The following is a 24,175-nucleotide window of genomic DNA, read 5'->3' as shown; positions in this document are numbered from 1 at the left end:
CGTAATGGAAATGGTTTCCATTACGGAAGGGATGACAATGAGCAACATTTCGTTCGACAGCGTCTCCAACTCGGCTCCGGCCAATGCACTCCAGGGCGTCGGCACCAACGCCCTCGTCGACAACCCGTTCACCTTCGAGCCGGTTGCCGAGGCGACGTCCGCACACGCTCTGCAGGGTGTGGGCACCAACGCCCTCGTCGACAACCCGTTCAGCTTCCAGAGCTGAAACCTTCCCTGATCCAGACCGTTTCGACGGTCTGATCTGCCGATGACCCCGCCCGCATCCGACTCGTCGGGTGCGGGCACCGACAAGGAGATCCGTGTACGCCCTCGCCGACGGACACCAGCTGTATCCGACACCGGACGGTGTTTGGCATTACCTGACACCGGACGAGAACGCGGTCACGATCGGTGCGCCGGCCGAAGACCTCGCGGAACTCGACAACTTTCTCCGGCGCTCTGGTTCGGTGCTCGGCCCGGGAGCGATCGAGATCGCCGACGCTCTCGTCTCTCGCGGCGTGCTGGCTGTTCCAGGTCAAGTGCCAGAGATTCCGGGTCCACAGCGTGTGCTGATGGACGGGGTCGGACCCGTTGCCGATGCCTGCATCGCTCTGCTCTCCAAGGCTCTTCCGGACCTCGACGTCGTATCCACCACTGCGCCAATCGAAGACGACGTTGCGTCTTCGGACCTCGTACTGTCGGTTGCCGACGCTCCTCCTCACGACGCGTGGTCGGAACTCGATACCTGGTGCCGCCACAGCCGAACTCCGTGGCAACGCGTCCACACGGAGCTGGGTGAGATCTGCATCGGTCCCTTCTTCGACGGCATCGACAGCGCGAGCTACCGGGACGCCTGCGGTCGACGACTAGCCGCGTCACGTGTACCGGATCACCTGCTGGCTCTGTGGAACCACCTCGCCGACAGCGAACGTCGTCCGCTTGGACTTTCACCCACCGCAGCCGCAATGGTCAGTGCACTTGCATGTTCGGACGTCGTGGCTAGTTCTTACGGCGCACCGCCATCACACATTCACCACCAGATCCGGATGAATCCACGAACCCTGATGATGACTCGACATCCCGTGCTACCACTGCCAGGCGGCGTTCTCGAACCTTCGCCGACGCTCCGGTGATCTCACTCGGAGTGAAGATCCCGGCAGCAGACGGCTCTTCGCTGGCTACGGATGTGCTTCTCCCAGATTCTTCACCGCGGGGACTGATCGTGATCCGAACCCCGTACGGACGCGGGTGGCATCTGGCCGAGGGGCTCGAATGGCGATCACGAGGAATTGCCTTCATCTGTCAGGACGTACGTGGACGGCACGATTCCACCGGATCTTGGGAACCCTACGTTCACGAGCGCGAGGACGCCGCCGCCCTTGCCGAGTGGCTGCAGGATCAGCCGTGGACACCCGAGTGCGTCATCGCAAGCGGGGCTTCGTATGCGGCCGGAACTGCGTGGGCGTTTACTGCCGAGACCAACGGCGCCGATCGGGCATTTCGTGCTCGCGGCGTCGTCTCCAAAGTGCCGACCATCGGAAGCGACCGCGTCAAACGTGATCCCTCGGGGATACTTCTCCTCGCCGAGCATCTGGCGTGGTGGGGCGAGCACGGAGATTCGTCTTCCTCTCGTGAGGGTTTCATCCCTGCCCTGATGCGCTCGGATTCGTCTTTGCTGGAACATCTCCCGGTGCAGTCGATGATCGAGGATGTTGGCCTGACCTCCGATTCACCGGGCTGGTTGACGCCGATCCGTCGCGCTCGCGAGCGCGAAGACTTCGGTGGCGATGATCTGGTGTCCGCGGACGAACTCTCCGAACTCGACGTCGCCGGGCTGCACATCGGCGGTTGGGACGATGCGATGATTCGGGAGACACTGCGGCACTTCGCATCCGTGTGGCGCGGGCCGCAGAGTTTGATCGTGGGCCCCTGGGCGCACGACCTCCGCCCGGGAAGGGTCGGCGAGACAAGTTTCGGCCGCCTTCAGGTCGAGTGGATGGAATCGATATTCTCGGCGCGGCCCGTGACCATCAATCGGGTATTCGACCGGGGTGCCGGCGAATGGTCGACCGAACCGTACGTCACGGGTGCGAACCGGATTCGTCTCGAACCAGACCCGAGGACGGCGCCTTTCAACTTCACGCACCACGCAGACGAGGGCCGAAACGACTGTGTTGTCTGGACTTTCGACATGGAGGTCGAGTGTGTGCTGTCGGGAATGCCTTCGGTGGAGTTGACAGTGCATTCACCCCAGGGCGAAGCCGATTGGATCGCCGAACTGAGCGTCGTCGATCCCACTCGAGTCACGAGATCGATCGCTCGTGGCGCGGGCGTCAGCCTTTGCTCCGGCACGTTGACCATAGATCTCGATCCCGTGCTCCACACTGTGCGCGCGGGTGATGTCTTGACGCTGCGGATCGCCGGCTCGGACTTCCCACGGCTCGCACGCAATCTCGGAGACGGTGATCGCTATCGAGGAACACGCAGTACCGCACTGCACCAATCATTTTCCGGGTCGTTGACCCTGCCCATACTCGGAGGAACTGCCGGTGGATGACTTGCTGGTCGACGCCCGAAGCGGCGTGCTGACCTCACTGGAACCACACATTCGCTCGGACATGCCGACAGGCTGGGTCGGTTGGGCCGCGAGGGTGGCCGACACCAGAAACTTCGGCGGCAGCGGTTCACTGTTTCGCGCGGACCCTTACGGATTCGGGGCTTCGATACGCGACGACGCAGCAGCTCGCGGTGCTGCAACCGGTGAGGCTGTCGAAAGATATTGCGGCAACGTAGTCCCCGAAGATCTGATCCGCAGCAGTGCGTCAGCGCTGGAACTGGCAGGCTCACGGGTCGTCGATCCCGCGAAATTTGCGTTGTACAGCGAGGACCAGTACCGCCTTCCCGGATTCCCCTTTGTTCCCTTCACATCGGCTCTGGAAATCCGCTGGGCGCTGGGTCACACCATGGACGAAAAAGTGCCCACCTATGTGCCAGCCGCCCTGACCTATCTCGGGTACTACACCGGCACCCGTCGCGGCGAACCACCGATCGCGTCGTTGCAGTACGCCGGAATCGCCGCGGGACGCTCACGCGCCGAGGCCGAGATGTCAGCTCTGCTGGAACTTCTCGAACGCGATGCCACCGCACTGTGGTGGTGCGGGGACCGGTCACAGCCGGCAATCGAACTCGCCGACTGGGAGCGGTTACCTGTGCACCGCCAACTCGGGGATCTGGAGAGCGACACTCGGAGCGTTCGAGTGCTTCTGCTCCCCTCCCCCTTCGGCATTCCCGTCGCCGCAGTGTGGATCCGGGATGACCGACGTGGATTGGTCGCGCTGGGCACAGCTTGTCGACCAACGGTGGAGGCGGCAGTCTCGAAGGCCCTTGTCGAGGCGTACGCCGTACTTGCCATCACGATCGACCTCGCCGACCCCGACGGGCCGACCTGGCGCAGCGTGGCGGACGGAACGCTGCCGGCGCACCTGTACAAACCCTTTCGGGCCGACCGTCGTTACCGGGACGAGTTCGATGCGCAGTGGAAGGACGTCGTCGATCTGCCGACCGTCGCCCAGCTGTATCTCGACCCCGTGATGGCTGGGGCAGCGGAAGAGCATCTCTTCGATTACACCGAAACACGCTCGGTATCAGAGATTCCCGACGAAGATCCTGTGAATCTTGCTTCTCTGGTAGCCCTTCTGACGTCTCGAGGGTACCAACCGATTTCCGTCGATCTCACCACCCGCGACATCTCGATTGCCGGGTTGCACGTCGTCCGCGTCCTGTCTCCCGGCCTCTACAACAATGCGCCGGCAGCTTTTCCCCTTCTTGGAGGTAGCAGATTGACCAGCGCATCGACCACCCATCTGCATCTGCCGGTCCCTCTCGCATGAGGTCTTTGCTCGTCGACCGCCGAACTGGGATCATTCGAGAGTTGGTCGACGCCGTTGTTCCCCAGCACTTTCCGCCGGAGTTCAAGCTGATTCACTCGTATGCCTCCGACTCGGCACGCTTCTCACCCTGGTCCAGCGACTCGGCGGGCGCCGGATATTGCTTCGATCTGGGTGACCGTGCGCGGCCTACCGCAGCTGCGATAGGCGAAGCGGTGGAACGATATTGCGGGAACATCGTCGCCAAACCGATCGTCCGCGGGTCGGCCGATGCATTGATCGGAGCAAGCATCGACCTGTCACAACTCGCGCGTTTCGACGCCGCCCAGTACGCGCGGCCACAGTTCCCGTTCGTCGAACCAACCGACGATCTCGAGTTGGACTGGACTCGCGGAGTCGACCTGATCACGGGTTCGGATATCTGGGTACCGGCCGAACTCGTCTGGGGTTCGTATCCTCATTTCGTCGCCCGGACGGGTCCGGCGATCTCTCCAGTAGCGCAGGCGGGTCTCGCTGCCGGTCCCACGACGGAATTCGCGATACGGAATGCATTGCGCGAGATAGTCGAGCGCGACGCGATGACGCTTTCCTGGACCGGAAGACGCGGCGTTCGGATAGTCACCGGCATCCCCGAGGTGCTTCGCCGCCTGGGCAATCACGGCAGCCTCTCGACCAGGTGGTTGTCATTCGACAGCGATTTCGGCATCCCGGTGCTCGGCGCCCTCGTCCACGACCGACTCACCGGATACTCGACCATGGGTACCGCCTGCCACGAAGAAGCGCAGACGGCTGCTTTCAAGTCGCTCGGCGAAGCGCTTCAGCTGCAACTGCTTTCCGCCGACTACGACAACCCGGAGAGCGGCATCGGTCGAGCCGCGGCCTCCCCGACCAGCCCGCTTGCGCCTTGGCGAGCTGACCGAAGCTATGCAGGCGCCTACCGATCGGACTTTGCCGACGTGATGGATTACGGGTGCCACTTGCAGCTCCACCTGGACCCGGAGATCCAAGCACGATTCGAGAGTGAGCTGGCAGGTGCCGTCGTCGGCGAGGTGGACCTCGACTCTCTGACGTCACCCATCGACACCGAAAGCGCACTGACAGGCTCGGGTTTCAGGCCGGCATGGGTCGATCTGACCACAACTGATGTTCTCCGCGCTGGCTTGCATGTCGTCCGCGCCGTCGTACCCGGTTGTCTCACCAATGCGGCCGCCGGATTGCCGTTTCTCGGATCACCACGACTAGTCGACAGTCTTGCCGGACATCCAATTCGCACCATCCCATTGCCGCACTGACAGTTCCGGAACTGCCAGTTGTAACGACTCTGCGGTCTCCACCGCGTGAAACCACGTCGGCTTCGAGATTGCACGGTCTCGAATCACCTGCACGGCACGCGCGGCGATGGTTGCCGTCGCGGCCGACTGGCTACGCCCCGAAACCCACAGCGCCGGAACGGTATCCGTTCGGGCCATCGCAACCCAACGATCCGAACCCCACAGCTTCTTCGGCACAACCTTCTGGAGGGCGGGCGCCCACGTCATGGCTGCAAGCCCGAGTGTCGCTGTGGACGTGTCCAATCGCAGGTACGTCCGCACCGGTACGCCAAGGTCGCGCGTCAGGGCATGTTGGTCCGAAAAATCGGCCCGCACAGCAGGACCGGTGCGGTAGCCGGTCGCGTCCGCCGGCATCCGAAACGTCTTCATCCCGGCGTAGTTCCGGATCGATCGCCCGTCGGGATCGGGAAACCTCGTTCCCAACATCCCGTACGTCCACGCCGTCGCGGCCGGTCCGTGTAGTTCTCCGCCGCCGAGGCCGATCACGATGTCCACGGGTCCGTCGCCGAGTCGATGCGCTTCGGCGGCAAGGACACTGGTCAATCCCGGTGCCAATCCGACGCCCATCAGAACTGGGCCGTCGACCGCTTCCAGTTCTTCGCAGTAGCTCGAGGTTGCCGTGATGTCGACGAATGCCGCCCCACCGCGTACCGCTTCTTCTGCCAGGCGAACATCCTCGAAACCCGAGGCATTCACCACGACATCGAAGTCTCGAACCGCAGCCGAATACGCGCCTGGTTCTTTAAGATCAACGACGACGTCAGCGCGAGCACGATCGCGCCCGGCGGAGTACGCGGAGATTTCGGGGACCTTCGCGAGTTGTTTCATCAGGGGAATCCCGACGGCACCGTAGCCACCGAGTACAAGAACCTTCGTCATTATTTCGCCTCCCGAGTCGCTAGAGTTCGACTCTAGAGTTAGACTCTAATCATGACTGAGGTACTTCGGGAAGACACGTCGGCGCGGCGCAAGATCATCGAGGCAGCGCGTGAAGTTTTTGTCGATCCCGGCTACGCGGCCGCCACGATCAAACAGCTTGCCGCGGCGGCGGGCGTGTCGGTGCAGAGTGTCTATTTTGTGTTCGGCAACAAGCCGAGCGTGCTGTCAGCATTGCTCGACGTGGCCGTTGCGGGCGACGAGGAAAAGACGGCAACTCTCGACCGTCCGTGGGTGGCGGCAGCACTCGGCGCCCCACATCCACTCGGGCAACTCCGGATTCAGGTTCACCACGGACGGCTCATTCTGGAGCGCACCGCAGACATCCTGTTGGCACTGCGGGCTGCCGCTTCCGCTGACGAGGACGCCGCCCGTCTGTGGCAAATCAACCGCACTCAGCGACGCACAGTCCAGGAACATCTGATGGTCGGCATAGTCGAAAAAGCGCCAACCGTCGACCTCGAGACAGCCGTGAACGTCGCACTCACGCTGCTCAGTCCCGAGACGTACACAGACCTCGTGGTCGGCGCGGGTTGGACCGGCCAAAAGTACGAAGAATGGGTGGTCAACACCCTTGCCGCCACCCTGGGCCTGGACCGAACCGTCAAATCCCGGAAGTAGCTGGGACTACTTGGTGGGCTTGTCGTCGATGTGCCGTGGGTTGTTCCACAGGCGTTCCGTCAGATCGTGAAGGACGGCGAGGGTGATCGTGTCGTCGTCCCGTCGGAGCAGAGACTGACTGACCGTCGCGCGCACCAACGTGGAGTCGGAGTGCACGAACTCCTTGACCGAGCCCGGCTCGGAACTCAGTTCACGATGAGCCTGCTCGGCACTGACGTCGTCGGCATCCTTGTCGTAGAGAATGTCCTGCAAACGCAACGCCGAGACGGCCTTCTTGGGATATCCCAGCATGTCAGCGAAGGACGGGTTGGCAAAAACGATGCTGCCGTCGCGGTGAACGGCCATGACCGGCACCGGAAGCCTGTCGAGGAGAATCAGAGCAGGCATCTGCTCCAGATCCGCAATCGGCGATTGTGGCGGCTGCGCAACATTGCGGCGGCGTTCCATAACACGTCCTCTCAAGTTGCCCGAGTCGACAACAGTCTAACTGCCCAGCAAATCGCGGGTTGACTTCCCGCCCGGATGCAGTGACGAATGCCCGAATCGTGCCCGCCTGAGTTACGCCGCGAGCGCCTCCTGGTCCTCCGCCAAGGAACCGTCAACAACACGATAGACAGTATCCATCCGAGACAGGTGACTTCGGTCGTGTGTCACGAGAAGGGTTGCCGCCTCGCGTTCCCGCACCACCCCGATGATCAGATCCATGACAGCGGCACCGCGCTCCTGATCGAGCGCGCTGGTGGGCTCGTCGACCACCAGAAGCTGCGGATCGTTCATCAATGCTCGCGCGAGATTGACGCGCTGTCGCTGCCCACCCGACAGCTGAGACGGCCGTTTTCCGCTCTGATCCGCGAGCCCGACAGCGTCCAGCAAATCCATCGCTTTTGATTTCACGGCTTTGCGACGGGTCCGTGACGTGAAAACGGACTGCCCCAGATGCGCCATCACCTCGAGCTGTTCCAGAGCCGTCAGCGACGACACGAGGTTGGACTGCTGGAAGACGATTCCGATCGACGAGCGTCGCAATTCCGACGCCGCCCGCCGACTCAGCGCCGCAATGTCGTTGCTGCCTTCCGGCGTCCGGAGATAGACGTGCCCGGAATCCGGACGGATCAGGGTCGACGCCACCGCCAACAGGCTGGACTTGCCTGAACCCGAAGGTCCGGTGATCGCGGCGATCTCGCCGCGGTGCAGTCGCAGAGACACGTCGTCCAGCGCCGTCACCCGCGATTGCCCGTCTGGAAACGTCAGATCGACGTTCTGGATGTCGAGAACTGTGGTGCCGGTTGTCATGGTCATCGTGCGCTCCCCAATGCTGTGAGTGGATCAGTGGTCGAGAGGAATCGAAGTGCAAAGGCCGCGCCGAGCAGGCCGAGTCCGATCAATGCCACGGCAGGTACGACGGTCGTGGATGCGTCCAGGACAAACGGCATGGCGTCTCCGATCAGCGAGCCGGCCACGGACGTCAGCCCGATTCCGACGGTGACGCCGGCGATCAGAACGATGAGCGCCTGGCCCAGTGCGTCGCGCACGAGAGAACCGGTGGTTGCGCCGAGCGCTTTCAACGTCGCGATATCCGGGGTTCGCTGGATCGTCCACACCGTGAAGAACGCACCGATCACCAGGGCCGAGATCGCGAACAACATCAGCGTCATCAGCGTCAACGACCCGTTTTCCGACTTGTACGAACCGATCGCGTCGAGCGAACCGCTGACCGTCGTCGACGTCGTCACGGCTGACTTGTCCGTTGCGGAAGCGTCAGAGGCTCCGGTGACAGCCAGTACTGTCGCAACTCCGCCGCGTGGATTGGCCGCCTGCCAGTCACCGAGCGTCATCCAGACGACGGGCGAATGGCTGTACCAGTCGTCACCGCGAACGTCGCTGACGGTGAACTGCTGCGTACCGACGCTCACCTGATCGCCGGCGCCCGCCCCCAGATCGCGGGCGGCACCTTCGCTCAACACCACCGTGCCTGACGCCGACGGCGTCACGTCACCGAAACCGCCGTCAGCACCGAACAGGGCCACCGACTTCTGATTTCCGTCGGCCAATCCTGCCTTCCCGCGGCCGATTCCGATGGGATCGACATCCTTCGCGGCCCCGGCCCAGGCGTTGACCTGGTCCTGTGTGAGCGCCGACTCGTCGAACGACGCCCCAGCTCCGGTGTCTGCAAACACCACCGTGTCGGCATTCATGGCCTCGATGGCCGACACGTTCTGATGGCGAAGTCCTGCAGTCAACCCGCTGAGAAAACTGACCAGAAGTGCAACCAACAGAACCACGACGGAGATCAGCGCGAAACGACCTCGCGCTGCCCGTAAGTCCCTCATTGCGACAAACACTGTGAATTCCTTTCCTGTGCTTGCCTCTACGCTCTCGCGGATGCAGACTCTTTCCATCGCACCTCGGATCGACATTCCAGCGCTCGAAAGAACCATCCCGGTTTACAACTTTTGATGGATGAACCAGGCCCGAACCTCGCTAAGCTGGGCGAGATGCACCGATCTCCGCTCACGCCTGTCTTCGCCGGCCTACAACTGGGCCTGCATGTCCTTGTCATGGCGCTGGCCGGTGTGGTGTTTCTTCGAGCGCTGATCGACGAATCCGACCTGACCGCAACAATCATCGCGTTGGCCGTGATCTTTGTTGCCGTCTATCTTTTCGGCGTTGCCAAAAGGCTGCGCGGCAACGCTGCCCGCTGGTGGCTGGCCGTGCTGACCCTCGTCTGGATCGCGACGATGGCGGTATCCGCCGACGCCGCCTACCTCGCATTCGGACTCTTCTTCCTCTATCTCCATATTCTGCGGCGCCCCTGGAGCCTGCTGGCCGTCACCGCGGCAACGGCCGTCGCCGTGATCGGCACCGGATTGCATCGCGGGTGGACAGTGGCCGGCGCCGTCGGCCCGATCATCGGCGCCGCCGTAGCCGTTGCTATCGGTCTCGGATATCAAGCGCTGTACCGCGAGGCAGCCGAGCGCGGACGTCTCATCGACGAATTGATGAACACCCGTGAAGAATTGGCGTCGACGTCTCGCGATGCCGGAAAATTCGCCGAACGTGAAAGGCTCGCGGCCGAGATCCACGACACCGTGGCCCAAGGACTTTCGAGCATCCAGATGCTCCTTCACGCTGCCGAACGCGCCGATCCGGAGAGCCCGGCCATCCGGCAGATCAGCCTCGCACGGGAAACTGCAGCGGACAGTCTTGCCGAAACCCGCCAACTCATCGCCGAATTGACACCGGCGGCCCTGGACGGTCAGTCGCTCGCCGATGCGCTTCGTCGAATCTGTGAACGCGCGAGCAGTCCTGAACTGGAAGCACGATCCGTGGTCGAAGGTGAGGCACTACGGCTGCCGATGCCCCTCGAAGCAACACTGGTGCGCATCGCCCAGGGTGCGGTGTCCAATGTTCTCCGCCACGCGGATGCAACCAGAATGGCTGTGACACTGACGTATTCCGACAACACCGTCAGCCTCGACGTGGTCGACAACGGCCGCGGCTTCGACGTGGCAGTTCTCGAACGTGGACCGGCGGAATCTTTTGGCCTCAATGCAATTCGACGACGCGTCGAACTGCAGGGCGGAACGTTCTCCATCGAGTCGGAGCCGGGACACACGGCCGTCGCGGTGACCTTTCCCCTCGATGTCGGTGAACAGTGATCCGCCTGCTGCTCGCCGACGATCACGCGATCGTGCGCGCCGGGCTGCGAGCGCTGCTCGAAAGCGAATCCGACATCGAGGTGGTCGGCGAAGCAGGGACCGCCGAGGAAGCCATAGCCTTCTGCGCCACCACGCCGGTCGACCTCGTGCTCATGGACCTGCGGTTCGGGCCAGGCAAGACGGGGGTCGACGCCACCCGCGCGGTATGCGCGCTGCCGAATCCGCCGCACGTACTCGTTGTGACCAACTACGACACGGACGCGGATATCTTGAGCGCCGTCGAAGCCGGAGCCAGCGGCTATCTGCTCAAGGACACACCCCCGGTCGAGTTGCTGTCGGCCGTCCGCGCCGCCGCAAGCGGGGACAGCGTTCTCTCACCTGCCATCGCGTCGAAGCTCATGACTCGCGTCCGTAAGCCCGAAACCAGCCTCAGCCCAAGGGAAATCGAGGTGCTGAAGCTGGTGGCGGCGGGTCGATCCAACCGCGAGATCGGTAAAGAACTGTTCCTGAGCGAGACCACGGTCAAATCGCATCTGGTCCACATCTTCGGCAAGTTGGGCGTGAAGTCGCGGACGTCGGCGGTAGCTCGTGCGCGGGAGCTGGGTTCGATCTGACGTTTGTCCGAATTGTCGAAAGTAGCTGGACAGCAGTAATTTTCGCTTGCAAGTCTCTTGTATTCGAAACTTTGTTCGATTACACTTTCGGTATGGACAGTCGGGAAGCGTGGCAGCTGGATGGCGAGGGCCTCAAGTGTGAGGTTCTGGATCTGGTGCGCGCCCGACACGAGTTGCAGTCGCGGATGGTGTTGTTGATCGTGGAGATGTTTTCCCGTGAAGTTCTCGGCGGGAAGGGTTTTCGGGCGATCGCGCAGTGGTTGCATGGTTCGACGAATCTGGAGATCGGTGAGTGCAGTCTGCTGGTCGGGTTGGCGCGGTTGTTGATGCTCGAACCTGTGGTCGGCGATGCGTTTCATCGTGGCGATGTGGATGCGTTGAAGGCGCGTCAGGTGGCGTCGTTTTGTCAGCATCCGCCGAAGAACATGACCCTGGCGGATGTGGACAAGGCCCGCGGGATCTTGTTGGGGTTGGCGTCGAAGAACATTGCGGATTGTGATGCGGTGCGGGCGGCGATTCGGCGGATCGAGAAGCAGTACGGCAAGCGTGAGGACGGTGTTCCGGTCGGGGAAGATTCCGAACGCAACGAGTTCTACGCCTCGAAAGGCTTGTACGGCAGAGTGACTGTGAAGGGTGATCTGGATGCTGTGAACGGGGCGCGACTGATCACGTTGTTGTCGAGTTTGTCGGCTCCGACGCCGGAGAAGGACGGTGTCAAGGACACCCGTACTCCGGCATTACGGCGTGCGGACGGGTTTTGCGAGTTGTTGCGCCGGTACGAGCGGGCGGGGTTGGGTCCGATCGAAGGCGGCGTGAAACCACACATCACGGTCACCGCATCGGCGAAAGACATGACCGATCTGCAAGCCTTGAAAGACCTCCTGCCGTCCACGGAGGAACTCGGGTTCGCATGGACGGACTGGGTGGGCCCGATCAGTATCGACACCGCACGGATGCTCGCCTGCGACTGCACCGTGACGCGGATCTTGTTGGACGAGAATGGTGTTCCGCTCGACTGCGGTAAGGAAGCGAGAACAGCAACGGTGCCGCAGCGGCGGGCGTTGGCAGTTCGGGATGGTGGGTGCGCGTTCCCAGGGTGCGGGACTCCGTCGGGGTGGTGCGATGCTCATCATATTGTTCACTGGAACGATGGTGGCCCAACGGATCTCGACAATCTGATTCTGTTGTGCGGTCATCACCACCGGACACTGCACCACACCGAGTGGCGTGTCGAGATCGGCCCGGATCGGAAGTCGGTGTTCTATCCGCCGATGTCCGTTGACCCGTATCAGCATCCGATCGGTGGGAACAGCCCACCGACAGCCGCCTGAACGGGCATAACTGAAAATGCCAGCGTATGCACCGGGGAATAACCATGCCTCGGGGCATACGCTGGCGTTTTCAGCTGCTTTCGATGTCCGTCTTGCGACAGCATCTGTCTCCACTTCGACACGCAGGACCAATAGGGTCGAGGCATGTCTTTCTGCGAACCCGCCCGCGTTGTCACCGTCACGTCCCTGACCCCGCACATGCGGCGAATCAGCATCGAGGCAGAAGGCGACTGGCACTGGCCGACCGGCGGACAAGGCGATGAGCGCATCGATATCGCGTTCCCGAAACCCGGTGAAACCGAAGCAGATTACGACTACTTCAACAATCCCGACTACGGCAAGGCCGATCTCGGAACCGAGCCACCGTGGCGGCACTACACCGTGCGCAAGGTGCACGACGGCGGCCGACGTCTGGACATCGACTTCGTCGTGCACCCTGGCGGTATTGCAGCGGATTGGGCCCTGCGGGCCGAACCAGGTCACCTACTAGGCGTCTTCTGGTCGGACAGTTCGCGGTCCCACTACCAAGCACCGGCGGGTCCTCGCTGGCAGCTGCTGGTCGCAGACGCCACGGGTCTCCCCGGACTGGGCAGGATTGTCGAAGAACTTCGAGAGGGCGATGTCGCACAGGCGATCATCGAGGTCGAAACCGAAGAGGATCGACAGGAATTTGTCACTCGCGGCGACGTCACGTACACGTGGCTCGTGGGGAGTGGCCTCGGAAAGGCGCCGAGCGCACTGTTCGAGGCTGTGGAGAGGGTCGAGTTTCCCGAATCCGAATCGGCCGACGTCTACGCGTGGGTGGCGTGCGAAAGCGCAACCAGCCGCCGTATTCGTAAGCATCTGAGGGAAGTTCGAGGAATTGCTCGCGACAAGCACAATGTTGTCGGGTACTGGCGAGAGGGCGCCGACGGCCACGTTTCCGGCATGAACAGCGAGGAAGTCACCGTCGGCGCCTGAGCGCCGTGATCACTCTGCCGGCAGTGTGTCGGTAGATTCTGCGTGAGCCTGCTGCACGTCAGCCGGCTTTTCCGCCAGCATCTCGAACAGTGCACGGCGTGCCTCGGCAAGAATTGCCTCTGCCTTGGCGACCTGCTCAGCGGTCCCACCTGCGGCTACCGCGACAGCGGCACCTCGGAGTAGACCCATCGCGGGACGGAGCGCTGCGCCGGCTTCACCGAAGTGAGGGCGGCCGTGTCCACGCTGGTCGGGTCGACCAAATCCGCGCTGACCTTCGCGACCGCGTCGGCCTTCGGGGCGTCCTTCTGCTCGGTCTTCGAAGCGACCCTCGGGGCGCTCTCCATCGAATCCTCGACGGAAACCGTGTCCACGATGCGGGCCTCGGCGGCCATGCTCGCGACGTTCTTGCATTTCTGGGTTGTTGTGTGGGGCGTACATGTTGTCCTCCTGGACTGTCTGTGTTTGTTTGACGTATCGACGATATATCGACAATAGATCGAACGCAAGGGTCCGGAGAATAATTCCCGCACCCTCGTCCGGATACGCTGAAGCCGTGAACACGGATCTACAAGCCCAGGCCGCAGACGTCCTACGCCGCCTCGCACTCGACGAATCCCTGAAAGAACGCACCATGGCGGACGCTGCGACTGCAGCACTCGCACGGAAAGTCGCCGCTCGCTACATCGGCGGCGAAACCATCGACGACGCTTTCGACCGCCTCCCCTCGATCTTCGCGCGAGGACACAAGGCGAGCATCGAATACACCGGGGAAAGCGTCCGGGATCCCGAGCTCGCGAACGCCGAAACCGATGTTTTCGTGGAACTCGCGGAACGAATCGGCACGTCGGGTGTCGAGAGCACCGTGTCGTTCGACCTCTCGCACATCGGCTTGGTGATCGATCCGGAGCAGTGCTTTCGCAATGTCGTGCGCCTGGCCGAGGCCACGGAACGCGCAGGTGCCGAGCTGATCATCTCCGCCGAAGCGTCCGATCGCACCGACCTGGTCCTCGACATGCACGCGCGACTGGCCGAGCGCTTCACTCACGTGGGGATCACCGTTCAGGCCCGACTGCACCGGACCGCAAAGGATCTCGCCGCTCTGCTGGACCGACCCGGCCGCATCCGTCTCGTGAAGGGCGCCTTCCTCGAAGCCGATTCCGTCGCCTACCCGCGCGGTAGTGCCGAACTGCGCAGCGCGTATCTCGACTACGCAGCCCGAATTGTCGAATCGGGTCACCAGGTTTCCATCGCGACGCATGACCGCGACATCCTCGAAGCATTACGTGCCGAGCGTGATTCGAAGCTCAGAGCCGACCACGTGGAGTTCGAGATGCTGCTTGGTCTCGGTACCGAGCAACTGGACGCACTCCGAGCCGCGGGCTTCACCACACGCGAATACGTCATCTTCGGAACACAGTGGTGGCTGTACGTACTCAATCGCATCGCCGAAGAGCCGGAGCGTGTCTACACCGCGCTCATCGACGCGGCTTCTACAGAACCTCGGATGGTCGTCGGATCGATGGAACCTCGATGAGCTCGACAATCGCGCCGACCGAATCCTGAGTGTCGTAGTACGCAAAACCTCCGTCCCCGTTCGCCCCATAGCCGTACCCCGACTGAATCAAATCGACGTCGTGTTCCGCCATTTCGATCATCGCGTCCTTGATCGACGGGACGACAAAACCCAGATGGTGCAATCCGAAACCGTGACGCGATTGCCATTCGTGGTACGAGCTGGGGCCTTCGAGGAGTTCGATCAGCTCGATTTGGGGACCGACACCGACAAAAGCCAAGCGCATGCCGAACCGTCCTTCCTCACCTCGGTAGCTCAACTCCGGAACGTTGTCGGGCCCATACGTGTAGATCGACCAATCGTCTCGGCCGAGAATGCCGCTCCACAGCGCAACGGCCGATTCCAGATCAGGCACAATCATGGCGATCTGTGCCACCGCGTTTCCCCGCAGGGGCTCAGGGAGCGAGTCTGCCTTGACGCCTATCACTTGCCACTCCTCGTTCGGTTCGGTTATCGGACCAATTCAACAGCAGTCCGTTCACAGATTGATCATGTGTCCGGCAAGCCCGTGGAAAGCCTCCTGCAGCGCCTCACTCAGTGTCGGGTGAGCGTGAACGTTGCGTACGAGGTCTTCAATTGTCAGTTCGAATTTCTGAGCGAGCGTCAGCTCTGGCAATAACTCGGTCACTTCCGGTCCGATCAGATGTCCACCGAGCAACTCACCGTACGTATCGTCGCTGATCAGCTTCACGAACCCGACAGCATCCCCTAGACCATGCGCCTTGCCGTTGGCACTGAACGGAAAGGTAGCCACCTTGACATCCCAGCCCATGGTGTCGGCCTTGTCCCTCGCTTGCTGCTCCGTCCATCCGAAGCTGGCAACTTGGGGTTGGCAGAAAGTTGCGCGGGGAATCATTGGGTAGTCGACAGGGACGGTGTCTACGCAGGCAATCGTCTCAGCCGCGACCACGCCCTGGGCCTCTGCGACGTGAGCGAGCATCAACTGTGCGGTGACGTCGCCGATTGCGAAGATTCCGGGCACTGAAGTACGCATGTACTCGTCGACCATCACGGCTCCTCGCTCGGTCAGTTCGACGCCTGTCGTCTCGAGGCCGTAGCCGTCGGTCCGCGGAACAAATCCGATCGCTTGGATCACCTTGTCCGTGAGCAGCGTTCGCGCCTCGCCACCCTGCCTCACTACTACCTTGACCTGGCCACCCGAATCGACGATCTCGTCCACCCCAGTGGAAACCAGAATCGTGATCCCGGATTTCTTGTATCGCTTCGACAGTTCGGCAGATACATCCGCATCTTCCAGCGGAAGGATCCGCTCTGCGTACTCGACCAGCGTGACGTCAACTCCGAAACTGTTCAGGACATAGGCGAATTCCACACCGATCGCTCCTGCACCGGCGATGACCACGCTCTTCGGCAGCTCGCGAGTGAGAATCTGCTCCTCATACGTGACTACATTGTCGCTGCGAGTCGTGCCTGGAAGTAGCCGTGGCTCTGCTCCACTGGCGATAATCACGTTGTTGAAAGTTATCGTCGCGGAATCGACCCCCGATACCTCGAGGGTATTCGGTCCACGAAATACGCCGCGACCGTTGTACTGCCGAATACCGTTCTTCTTCATCAGGTAATTGACGCCCTTGGTTCGGCCGTCCGCAACAGATCGACTGCGGTCGAACGCAACCCCGAAGTCAACCGAAGTGACACCTTCGATTCCGAACATCGAGGCTCCGTCGGTCACCAGGTGCGCAATCTCCGCGTGCCGTAGCAGTGCCTTCGACGGAATGCATCCGACGTTCAGACATACGCCACCCCAGTACTTTTCCTCGACCACAGCAGTGGAGAGCCCCAACTGCGCGGCCCTGATGGCCGCAACGTAGCCACCGGGCCCAGCTCCGAGTACGACCACGTCGTAGTGTGAATTCATACCTGTGCCTCCCACTTTCTCGCGATGTCTGCTCAGCCGAAGATCTGGATCGGGTTCTCGAGAACTGTGGTGAAATGCTTCATCCACTTCGCGGCGATCGCCCCGTCGATCGGACGATGATCAACCGAGAGAATCACTCGTAGGACCGTCCCGACGTCCAGCCGTCCCGCCACGACAACGGGCTGCTCGGTCGCTGCTCCAATTGCAAGAATCGACGATTGAGGAGGGTTGATTATGGCCGAAAATTCCTCGACCCCGAACATCCCGAGGTTCGAGATCGTCGTCGACCCACCTTCGAGTTCGTCCTGCCGAATCTTCCCTGCACCTGCTCTCGCTACTAAATCTTTTGTAGCGCTAGCAATTTCGGAAATGGACATGGCGTCGACCCCGCGCAGAACGGGAGTAAGCAACCCGCGATCGGAATCTATCGCGATCGAAATATCCACCTTGGCAAAGGTTCTCACTGCGTCTTCGACCCAGATCGAGTTCATCTCCGGCACCAGCGTATGCGCCTTCGCCATCGCTTTGATCAACAGATCGTTGACCGACACCTTGGAAGCGCTGACTTCGTTGAGCTGCCTGCGCGCCTCCAGCAACGCATCGACCCGAGCAGAACCAGAGATGTAGAAATGGGGCTGTGTCTGCTTACTCGATGTCAGCCGAGCAGCAATTGCACGCCGAAGTCTCGTGTGCGGTGTGTCCGTGAAGGCAGAGCCATGGCCCTTGACACCAGCGTCCTTCACACCAACATCTTTCACTGCGACGGCCTGTGCCGAAGCGCCCTTTACTGCTATTGCGGCATCGACATCGTTACGTACGACGCGTCCGTTCGGGCCCGATCCCACGATGTCACCGAGGTTCAGCCCTGCCGATTCCGCTAGGCGTCGCGCCAAGGGACTCGCGAAAATTCGCGGCGCCCTCTCATCGGCCACTTTCTCGCCCGGCACGGTCGGAGACGACGTACCGTCGGGTTCGTCTACAGCATTGGATGTTTCAGGCTTGGCAGAGCACCCATCGGCATCACGGACCCCGAGCTCGGCCAGCAATGCCGCAAGATCCTTCACGACTTCGCCCCGATCAGCGAGGACGGCGATCGGTGCACCGACCTCGACGGATGTCCCTGGTTCGACGAATGTGTGTACAAGTACACCCGCGGACTCGGCCTCGATCTCAACCGTCGCTTTGTCCGTTTCGAGAACGGCCAACGGTTCGTCGACATCGAATTCCGAATCGACAGCAAGCGGCCACTCGGAGAGGATTACGGTGGTAGCTCCGGCTGCCACCTCTGGCATGCGCAGTAATGTCGCCATGGCGGTTGATTGCTCCTAGAGAATTTCTGCCGATGAGGGTAAGTGGGTTCGGTTCGGTCGCTTCACGATCGAGTGATCCTCTTCAACGCTTCGACCACTTCATCCGTCTGTGCAATTGCCGCACGTTCGAGCACTTTGCTGATGCTCGGCGATGCCTCAGACCCCGTCACTCGCTGGATGGGCTGATCAAGCCAATCGAAGAATCGGCGCTGGATTTCATCACTGAGCCAGCCGCCGTATGACGTTCCGTATGCTCCTTGCTCAGCGATGACCACGTTGTTGGTCTTTCTGATGCTTTCGCCAATGGTGTCCCAGTCGATACTCGCTTGGTCGAGCCAACGGAGATCGATGACCTCGGCATCGACTGTCCCGATTTCATCCACTGCCTCGAGGCAATGCCCCACCATCGACAGGTAGGAAATGATCGTGAGATCGCTTCCGCGCCGACGCACTGCGGCCTTCCCGACCGGCAGGAAGTAGTCGTAGTCATCGGTCGGCGCCTGGCCGCTCGTGCCATATAGGTCTACGTGCTCGATGACCACCACCGGGTCGTTGCATTGCAAAGCGCTGTTCATCAAGCCGATGTAGTCGTACGGCGTGGACGGTGCGACGATGCGCCATCCCGGGGCAGTTGCAAACACGCCGGCAGGGTCCATGGAATGTTGCGAGCCGTAGCCGGTCCCCATAGCGACCTTGCTGCGCAATACGAATGGAATGTTGCTGTCCCCTCCGAACATATGTCGCGCCTTTCCGATCTGATTGAAGATCTGGTCGGCTGCCACCCACATGAAATCGGCGTACATGAATTCGACGACTGGTTTGTACCGTCCGTCCAATGCGATTCCGCCACCGAGGCCTGCGAACGCATTCTCACTGATCGGAGTGCCGAGCACTCTGCCCGGGTATCGATCAGCCAATCCTTTTGTAGCGCCGTTCGTTCCGCCCTTCAAGCGATGAATGTCCTCACCCATCACGACAATGGAGTTGTCGGCGTCCATGCGACGGTCCATCACCTCCGCCACGACGTCGATGAACTTCCGATCGACCATCTCGCCGGCGAACTCCTCTGGCTCGACGAATCGGGCACCCCCGAACTCACTGAGATCACCACGTATCCCGACATCGACGAAGTTCACATCCGGCCATTCCGATGCCTTGATTCTGGCCTCGCCAGGCTTGCCCCCTGGCACTGTTTCCAGCAGCTCGCCACCGATCTCCTGCATTACTCGGGAGGCTTGCGCGACCGCCTTGGCTACGTCGGCTTCCGTCAGCAGCTTCCGACGGACTACTTGATCGGTGAGCAGACGAAGCGGATCGCGCTTTTTCCAGGCCTTTTCTTCGTCCTTCGTGCGATAGCCGAAAGCGCTGCCCGGGAATGGACCGTTCTGGTGAAAGAAGCGGTAGACATCAGCTTCGATGATCGTCGGGCCCTTACCCGAACGCATATGGGTGAGGGCCTCCTGCATCGCGAGGTGGACCGCAAGTGGGTCCATACCGTCAACCTTCCAACTAGGAATGTTGAACCCGAGCCCGCGTGCCGACAATCGCGGTTCACCGGTCGCTTCCGCGACATGTGTGGAAACCGCATATTGGTTGTTCTCGATGAAGAAGCAGATCGGAAGATCCCAGGCTGCTGCCAGATTGAACGATTCGAGTACCGAACCGATGTTGACCGCGCCATCACCGAAATAGGTAACTGCGACGGCATCGGTTCCTGCCTGACGGTGCGCCCAGGCAAACCCTGCAGCTTGCGGTACCCCGCCTCCGACGATCGCATTCGTACCCATCGCGCCGGCTTCTTTCCACTGCAGGTGCATGGACCCGCCACGACCACGGCAGTAGCCGCGCGACAGACCACAGATCTCTGCGAGGCTGCGGGTCAGTACGGTACGGACCTCTGGCGAGAGTTCAGCGGTCGGATCCAAACCGTCGACAGCCACATGGGCCAGCGCCTTGGCAAGGAACTGATGATGTCCGCGGTGGGAACCGTTGATGGAGTCAGCGGATGTGAGGCCGACGATCGACCCCACAGCCCCACCCTCTTGTCCGATGCTGGAGTGGGCCGGACCGTGGATCAGTCCCTTCCCCGCCAACTCCAGGACGTATTCCTCGAAGGATCGGATCAAGATCGTCTGAGCCAGCATCGTGGCGAGAAGCGACGGGGCGGCCGCATCCCAGTCCTTGTTCGATGTTGCCAGTTCCACCCATGGTGATGCTGCGGTGAGTTTCTTGTGCGTGGTCATAGTCAGTCTCCGGATCAGGCCTTTGGACGGCCAAGCTTTGGCAGCGCGTCTGGACAGCGCGGAGGGACTCGCGCGGGGCGGTCCACTTTCCGTGTTGGGCCTCACATTGCCATCGAATGGATCCATTCGCAAACCCGACCAGGTCTCTATCGGAAGCAAATGTGGCCTGCCCCACTTGACGAACTGGTGCAACACCGCGCAACATACGAGCTGTGAGTTTTGTCCGGCATGCAAACTTAAGCGATTGGATCCAAAGCGGTGAAGCATTCGACCCAGATCGCACCCGCGGTCAAACATGCAAACAGGCACAATTGGATCCAATCCGCGACACGGATCATCCCGAACACCATCACGCATGTCCGCAGTGAACAATGAACTACGGCACCCGCTCGATCCGTGGCCGAGCAGAACTGCGCCCGTCCCCCATCTCGAGGAGCACCGTTGTCCGAAGCCGATTCTGCGAACGGCCCCACCACGGTCGCGAGCCACCGCATCGCTGCCCATATCCGCGAAGACATACTTTCCGGACGCCTACTCCCCGGAGTTCGAATCCGCCAGGAGGAGATAGCCGAACGACTCGGCGCGAGTCGACTACCGGTGCGAGAAGCGCTGCGCATGCTCGAATCCGAAGGCCTGGTCGAACTGAAGGCGAACAGCGGCGCGTGGGTGTCCTCGATGGATATGCAGGAATGCGATTTCGTGTATCGCATTCGCGAACGTATCGAGCCCATGGCGCTGGCGGAGAGCATCCCGCATCTGAACAGCAGTGTGCATGATCGACTCTGGAGTATCCAGGAAGAGATCGAAGCCAACGAGGACGTAGACCGATTCCTGGTACTGGACCGGGAGTTGCATCTACTCACTTACAGCGGTTGCGAGATTCCTCAGTTGATAACTATGGTGACGCGGTTTTGGAATACCACTCAGCATTACCGTCGGGCATATGCCCGACTGACGGGTCCCGATCGAACCTGGGTCATCAACTACGAACATCGCTTACTGATCGAAGCCATCGTGCGCAAAGACGAGATCGATGCCGAACGGTGCCTGACCGGCCACATACGAAGAACCAGAACCGAATTAACCAAGCATCCCGAACTTTTCGACAGCACCCATCCTGATTCTTCGCCGGGAGGTTCGTCGAAAGTGCGCTGATCAAAGGAAAGCGACTTGTACGACTTCACCGATCGCACCATTGCAATATCCGGAGCCGCAGGCGGAATTGCCAGGCAGGTATCCGAGCAGATGTACGCAGCAGGGGCGAATCTGGTACTCGGCGACCTGGATACACAAGCACTCTCCGCAATCAGAGCCTCCCTGGATCCTGACGGAAATCGTATAGCGACAACCGAACTCGATGCTGCTTCACCTGAAAGCAATGATCACTTCGTTGCGGTTGCGCAAAGGCATTTCGGGGGGATCGACCATCTGATCGTCGCTGCGGGGATCTATCCCGAACAGTCAGTGGAGTTGATGACCGACCAGCAATGGCGGACGGTCATGTCCGTCAACCTCGACGGGGCAATGTATTTGACACGCGCCGCCATTCCGGTGATGCGTGACGGCAGCTCGATCGTCAATCTGACATCCATGGCAGGCCATCGCGGCAGTCGAAATCACGCTCACTACGCGGCATCAAAAGGTGGACTACTCGCTTTCACTCGCAGTCTCGCTTGGGAACTGGGCGGATCGATCCGAGTCAATGCAGTATCGCCCGGCATCATCGAAACACCGATGACTGCAAATTTGGTCAACAGCCAAAACGACCACCTCATCCGTTCGACGCCGATGGGCCGATTCGGCCGCGCCGCCGAGGTTGCTTCCGTGGTCGGGTTCTTGTGCAGTCCAGCCGCGAGTTTCGTGCACGGCGAAGTGATTCATGTGAACGGCGGACTCCATATGGGCTGAACGCCCATATCCAGCGAACTTGTTGAACGACAAACATACTGACATCTCGAGAAGGCTCACATGAACAGCTCTGCACCTCCGGAAGAAACCCCCGCACTAGATCGCGCCCGTTCGCTCCGGGCAGCCGTGTCCGGAAACATCCTCGAATGGTTCGATTGGACTCTGTACGCAATCTTCTCCACATACCTGGCCTCGAACTTCTTCGATGACAGCGATCCCACTTCTGCCCTGCTGTCGACACTTGCGGTGTTCGCAGTCGGATTCGTGGCGAGGCCGTTCGGTGGCCTTGTCTTCGGGCGCCTGGCGGACCGCAAGGGTCGAAAATTCACGATGGTGCTCACGATGTGCCTGATGGCCGTTGCAAGCCTGGCAATTGCATTGATCCCGAGCTACGAGAGCATTGGGGTGTGGGCGTCGCTCGCGCTCTTGATTGCACGTCTGACGCAGGGCCTCGCGCATGGAGGGGAGGCCGGCGTTTCCTACACCTACGTCGGTGAGATCTCGCCTCGAGATCGCCGAGGGCTCTGGGGCAGTTCGGTATTCACGGCTGTCACCTTCGGAGTAATGCTGGCGACTCTCGTCGCAGCATTGTTGACGGGGATCCTCGGAAAAGACGACATGAGCAGATACGGATGGCGAATTGCTTTCGCCATCGGGGCCGTACTCGGTCTCTACGCATTGTTCTTGCGTCGTGCAGCATCCGAATCGCCTCACTTCGAAGAGAATTCGGATTCTGCAGCCACGGCACCTCCGATCGCACGAAAGGACATTGTCAAGATCGGTGTGCTGATTCTCATGCTGTCTGCGGGGCAGAACGCGGCCTACTACACTTGGGCCACCTTCGCGTCAGCGTATGCAATTTCAGCGAAGGGAATGGATCCCAACGGAGCCTTCATTGCAAGCTTGCTTGCCCAACTCGTTGTGCTGGCACTACTTCCACTCTCGGGTCACCTCTCGGACAAGTACGGTCGGCGTACCATGGCGGCAGCCTTCGGCATTTCCGGCGCTGTCCTCGTACTGCCGATCGCGGCTATCCTTACCGCCCAGCCGTGGACCTTGTTCGTGACGCAGGCGATGGGATTGGCGGTATGGTGCTGCGCGTCCGCGATGTATCCGGCGCTCATGTCCGAACTCGTCCCGACCCGTGCACGCGCGATGGGAGTCGGCTTCGCTACCTCGCTGTCCGTTGCGATCTTCGGCGGTACGGCGCCATACCTGAACACCTGGTTGACCTCGCGAGATCTCGGATGGGTGTTCTCTGTGTACGTCGGAGCACTGTGCCTGCTCTCCCTTATTGCCGCCTTGATCATGAAGGAGACCAAGGGAATCGACCTCCGTACGGTCGGCATGCCTTTCCGCAATGCCGGCAAGAACGAGAATCGGGTGTCGACTTCCGACATCGGCGAGCTGTCGAACAGATAGAGACAAAACAGTGGGGCTGCACTCGAATCGAGTGCAGTCCCACTTGTGTATGTTTCTAGCTCTCCAGAAACGCCTTGATGCGCGCCAGAGTGGTTTCCATTCCGGTCTGCATCAGCTGATCTCGACCCCGACCGAGTAGGCCGCTACCCGACATCATGCGGACGTAAAGCGCAGGCGTCGCATAGATCTCACGAGTCTCGGTAAGCACGGTGCCCGTTCCCGAAGGTTCGAGCACGTACGTCCACCGAGCCTTCGGCTCGTCCGATTCGAAGGAGAACTTCCGGCAGTCGACCACGTCGACCACCGTGCAGTGCGTGCTCCACCGAATCAGGCCGTGCTTGTTGGTGCCCTTGAACTTTGCGCCCACGGTGCCCGGGGTTCCGGAAGTCCATGTTCCACCGGTGTTTTCAGGGCTGAAGCGACCCATACCTTCGATGTCGCTGACAACCTTCCACACCGATACGGGAGTTGCCTCGATGTACGCGCTGGCGGTTTCCACCC

General features: G+C 61.1%; 24 protein-coding genes. 14 read left to right on the top strand and 10 right to left on the bottom strand.

Going from position 1 to position 24,175, the window contains the following annotated elements:
* Positions 1-37 precede the first annotated feature (37 nt).
* The 5 genes from AC3WQS_RS14165 to AC3WQS_RS14145 all read left to right on the top strand — a co-directional run bounded on the left by AC3WQS_RS14165 (position 38) and on the right by AC3WQS_RS14145 (position 5,179).
* A complete protein-coding gene (locus AC3WQS_RS14165) occupies positions 38-226 on the top strand; it encodes a streptamidine-related RiPP repeat protein (protein ID WP_003943543.1) in 189 nt (62 codons plus the stop codon).
* 94 nt (positions 227-320) lie between these two features.
* Positions 321-1,133, top strand: coding sequence for a hypothetical protein (locus AC3WQS_RS14160; RefSeq protein WP_092765656.1), 813 nt, complete (start codon positions 321-323; stop codon positions 1,131-1,133).
* A complete protein-coding gene (locus AC3WQS_RS14155; protein WP_070796733.1) occupies positions 1,130-2,557 on the top strand; it encodes a CocE/NonD family hydrolase in 1,428 nt (475 codons plus the stop codon). The genes AC3WQS_RS14160 and AC3WQS_RS14155 overlap by 4 nt, the downstream gene beginning before the upstream one ends.
* Entirely contained in the window at positions 2,550-3,890 is a 1,341-nt protein-coding gene (locus tag AC3WQS_RS14150) for a YcaO-like family protein (RefSeq protein WP_113683416.1), read from the top strand. The genes AC3WQS_RS14155 and AC3WQS_RS14150 overlap by 8 nt, the downstream gene beginning before the upstream one ends.
* Positions 3,887-5,179: a YcaO-like family protein gene (locus AC3WQS_RS14145; RefSeq protein WP_492712048.1), complete on the top strand. Its 1,293-nt coding sequence runs from the start codon at positions 3,887-3,889 to the stop codon at positions 5,177-5,179. Before AC3WQS_RS14150 ends, AC3WQS_RS14145 begins: the two co-directional genes overlap by 4 nt.
* Here the strand turns inward: AC3WQS_RS14145 and AC3WQS_RS14140 are convergent.
* Complete coding sequence (locus tag AC3WQS_RS14140; RefSeq protein ID WP_113683414.1) at positions 5,126-6,097, bottom strand: saccharopine dehydrogenase family protein; 972 nt, start codon at positions 6,095-6,097, stop codon at positions 5,126-5,128. The genes AC3WQS_RS14145 and AC3WQS_RS14140 overlap by 54 nt on opposite strands.
* Before the next feature lie 51 nt (positions 6,098-6,148).
* Here AC3WQS_RS14140 and AC3WQS_RS14135 point away from each other — a divergent pair, with 51 nt between their 5' ends.
* Positions 6,149-6,775, top strand: a complete 627-nt coding sequence (locus AC3WQS_RS14135; RefSeq protein WP_019746303.1) for a TetR/AcrR family transcriptional regulator — start codon at positions 6,149-6,151, stop codon at positions 6,773-6,775.
* Positions 6,776-6,781: 6 nt separating this feature from the next.
* Here AC3WQS_RS14135 and AC3WQS_RS14130 read toward each other — a convergent pair whose 3' ends face one another.
* The 3 genes from AC3WQS_RS14130 to AC3WQS_RS14120 form a co-directional block, all read right to left on the bottom strand.
* Positions 6,782-7,222 (bottom strand): PAS domain S-box protein, encoded by a 441-nt coding sequence (locus AC3WQS_RS14130; RefSeq protein ID WP_003943598.1) that lies wholly within the window; start codon positions 7,220-7,222, stop codon positions 6,782-6,784.
* Between the two features lie 111 nt (positions 7,223-7,333).
* A complete protein-coding gene (locus AC3WQS_RS14125; protein ID WP_492712047.1) occupies positions 7,334-8,074 on the bottom strand; it encodes an ABC transporter ATP-binding protein in 741 nt (246 codons plus the stop codon).
* The gene (locus AC3WQS_RS14120) at positions 8,071-9,117 is read right to left on the bottom strand and encodes an ABC transporter permease (RefSeq protein WP_492712044.1); all 1,047 of its coding nucleotides are present in this window, start codon (positions 9,115-9,117) and stop codon (positions 8,071-8,073) included. Before AC3WQS_RS14120 ends, AC3WQS_RS14125 begins: the two co-directional genes overlap by 4 nt.
* 114 nt (positions 9,118-9,231) lie before the next feature.
* Here AC3WQS_RS14120 and AC3WQS_RS14115 point away from each other — a divergent pair, with 114 nt between their 5' ends.
* The 4 genes from AC3WQS_RS14115 to AC3WQS_RS14100 all read left to right on the top strand — a co-directional run bounded on the left by AC3WQS_RS14115 (position 9,232) and on the right by AC3WQS_RS14100 (position 13,339).
* The gene (locus AC3WQS_RS14115; protein ID WP_020905682.1) at positions 9,232-10,434 is read left to right on the top strand and encodes a sensor histidine kinase; all 1,203 of its coding nucleotides are present in this window, start codon (positions 9,232-9,234) and stop codon (positions 10,432-10,434) included.
* Positions 10,431-11,048, top strand: a complete 618-nt coding sequence (locus AC3WQS_RS14110; RefSeq protein WP_019746299.1) for a response regulator — start codon at positions 10,431-10,433, stop codon at positions 11,046-11,048. Before AC3WQS_RS14115 ends, AC3WQS_RS14110 begins: the two co-directional genes overlap by 4 nt.
* A 92-nt stretch (positions 11,049-11,140) precedes the next feature.
* Entirely contained in the window at positions 11,141-12,379 is a 1,239-nt protein-coding gene (locus tag AC3WQS_RS14105; protein WP_492712043.1) for an HNH endonuclease signature motif containing protein, read from the top strand.
* Positions 12,380-12,523: 144 nt separating this feature from the next.
* The gene (locus tag AC3WQS_RS14100) at positions 12,524-13,339 is read left to right on the top strand and encodes a siderophore-interacting protein (protein WP_020905680.1); all 816 of its coding nucleotides are present in this window, start codon (positions 12,524-12,526) and stop codon (positions 13,337-13,339) included.
* A 9-nt stretch (positions 13,340-13,348) separates the two neighbouring features.
* Here the strand turns inward: AC3WQS_RS14100 and AC3WQS_RS14095 are convergent, their stop codons facing one another.
* On the bottom strand, positions 13,349-13,777 hold the full coding sequence (locus AC3WQS_RS14095; protein WP_229757078.1) for a hypothetical protein: 429 nt from the start codon (positions 13,775-13,777) through the stop codon (positions 13,349-13,351).
* Positions 13,778-13,892: 115 nt separating this feature from the next.
* Here AC3WQS_RS14095 and AC3WQS_RS14090 point away from each other — a divergent pair, with 115 nt between their 5' ends.
* The gene (locus tag AC3WQS_RS14090) at positions 13,893-14,873 is read left to right on the top strand and encodes a proline dehydrogenase family protein (protein WP_492712040.1); all 981 of its coding nucleotides are present in this window, start codon (positions 13,893-13,895) and stop codon (positions 14,871-14,873) included.
* Here AC3WQS_RS14090 and AC3WQS_RS14085 read toward each other — a convergent pair.
* The 4 genes from AC3WQS_RS14085 to AC3WQS_RS14070 form a co-directional block, all read right to left on the bottom strand.
* On the bottom strand, positions 14,830-15,339 hold the full coding sequence (locus AC3WQS_RS14085) for a VOC family protein (RefSeq protein WP_019746293.1): 510 nt from the start codon (positions 15,337-15,339) through the stop codon (positions 14,830-14,832). The two genes, AC3WQS_RS14090 and AC3WQS_RS14085, sit on opposite strands and share 44 nt — an antisense overlap.
* A 51-nt stretch (positions 15,340-15,390) precedes the next feature.
* Positions 15,391-16,791 (bottom strand): dihydrolipoyl dehydrogenase, encoded by a 1,401-nt coding sequence (gene lpdA / locus AC3WQS_RS14080; protein ID WP_084325557.1) that lies wholly within the window; start codon positions 16,789-16,791, stop codon positions 15,391-15,393.
* Positions 16,792-16,823: 32 nt separating this feature from the next.
* A complete protein-coding gene (locus AC3WQS_RS14075) occupies positions 16,824-18,101 on the bottom strand; it encodes a dihydrolipoamide acetyltransferase family protein (protein WP_492741499.1) in 1,278 nt (425 codons plus the stop codon).
* A 62-nt stretch (positions 18,102-18,163) separates the two neighbouring features.
* Complete coding sequence (locus tag AC3WQS_RS14070) at positions 18,164-20,344, bottom strand: alpha-ketoacid dehydrogenase subunit alpha/beta (protein ID WP_492712036.1); 2,181 nt, start codon at positions 20,342-20,344, stop codon at positions 18,164-18,166.
* Between the two features lie 441 nt (positions 20,345-20,785).
* Between AC3WQS_RS14070 and AC3WQS_RS14065 the strand changes: the two genes are divergently transcribed.
* From AC3WQS_RS14065 to AC3WQS_RS14055, 3 genes are read left to right on the top strand one after another with little or no spacing between them, the layout of a single operon-like run.
* Positions 20,786-21,499, top strand: a complete 714-nt coding sequence (locus AC3WQS_RS14065) for a GntR family transcriptional regulator (RefSeq protein ID WP_256065318.1) — start codon at positions 20,786-20,788, stop codon at positions 21,497-21,499.
* A 15-nt stretch (positions 21,500-21,514) separates the two neighbouring features.
* Positions 21,515-22,252, top strand: a complete 738-nt coding sequence (locus AC3WQS_RS14060; protein WP_019746288.1) for an SDR family NAD(P)-dependent oxidoreductase — start codon at positions 21,515-21,517, stop codon at positions 22,250-22,252.
* Between the two features lie 60 nt (positions 22,253-22,312).
* On the top strand, positions 22,313-23,674 hold the full coding sequence (locus tag AC3WQS_RS14055) for an MFS transporter (RefSeq protein ID WP_259121297.1): 1,362 nt from the start codon (positions 22,313-22,315) through the stop codon (positions 23,672-23,674).
* A 55-nt stretch (positions 23,675-23,729) separates the two neighbouring features.
* Here AC3WQS_RS14055 and AC3WQS_RS14050 read toward each other — a convergent pair whose 3' ends face one another.
* Complete coding sequence (locus AC3WQS_RS14050; RefSeq protein ID WP_019746286.1) at positions 23,730-24,173, bottom strand: SRPBCC family protein; 444 nt, start codon at positions 24,171-24,173, stop codon at positions 23,730-23,732.
* Between the last annotated feature and the right edge of the window lie 2 nt (positions 24,174-24,175).

The organism is Rhodococcus sp. FW305-130 (assembly GCF_058788335.1).
The sequence above is the reverse complement of the archived record's forward strand: the minus strand, read 5'-3'. Positions and strand labels throughout refer to the sequence as shown.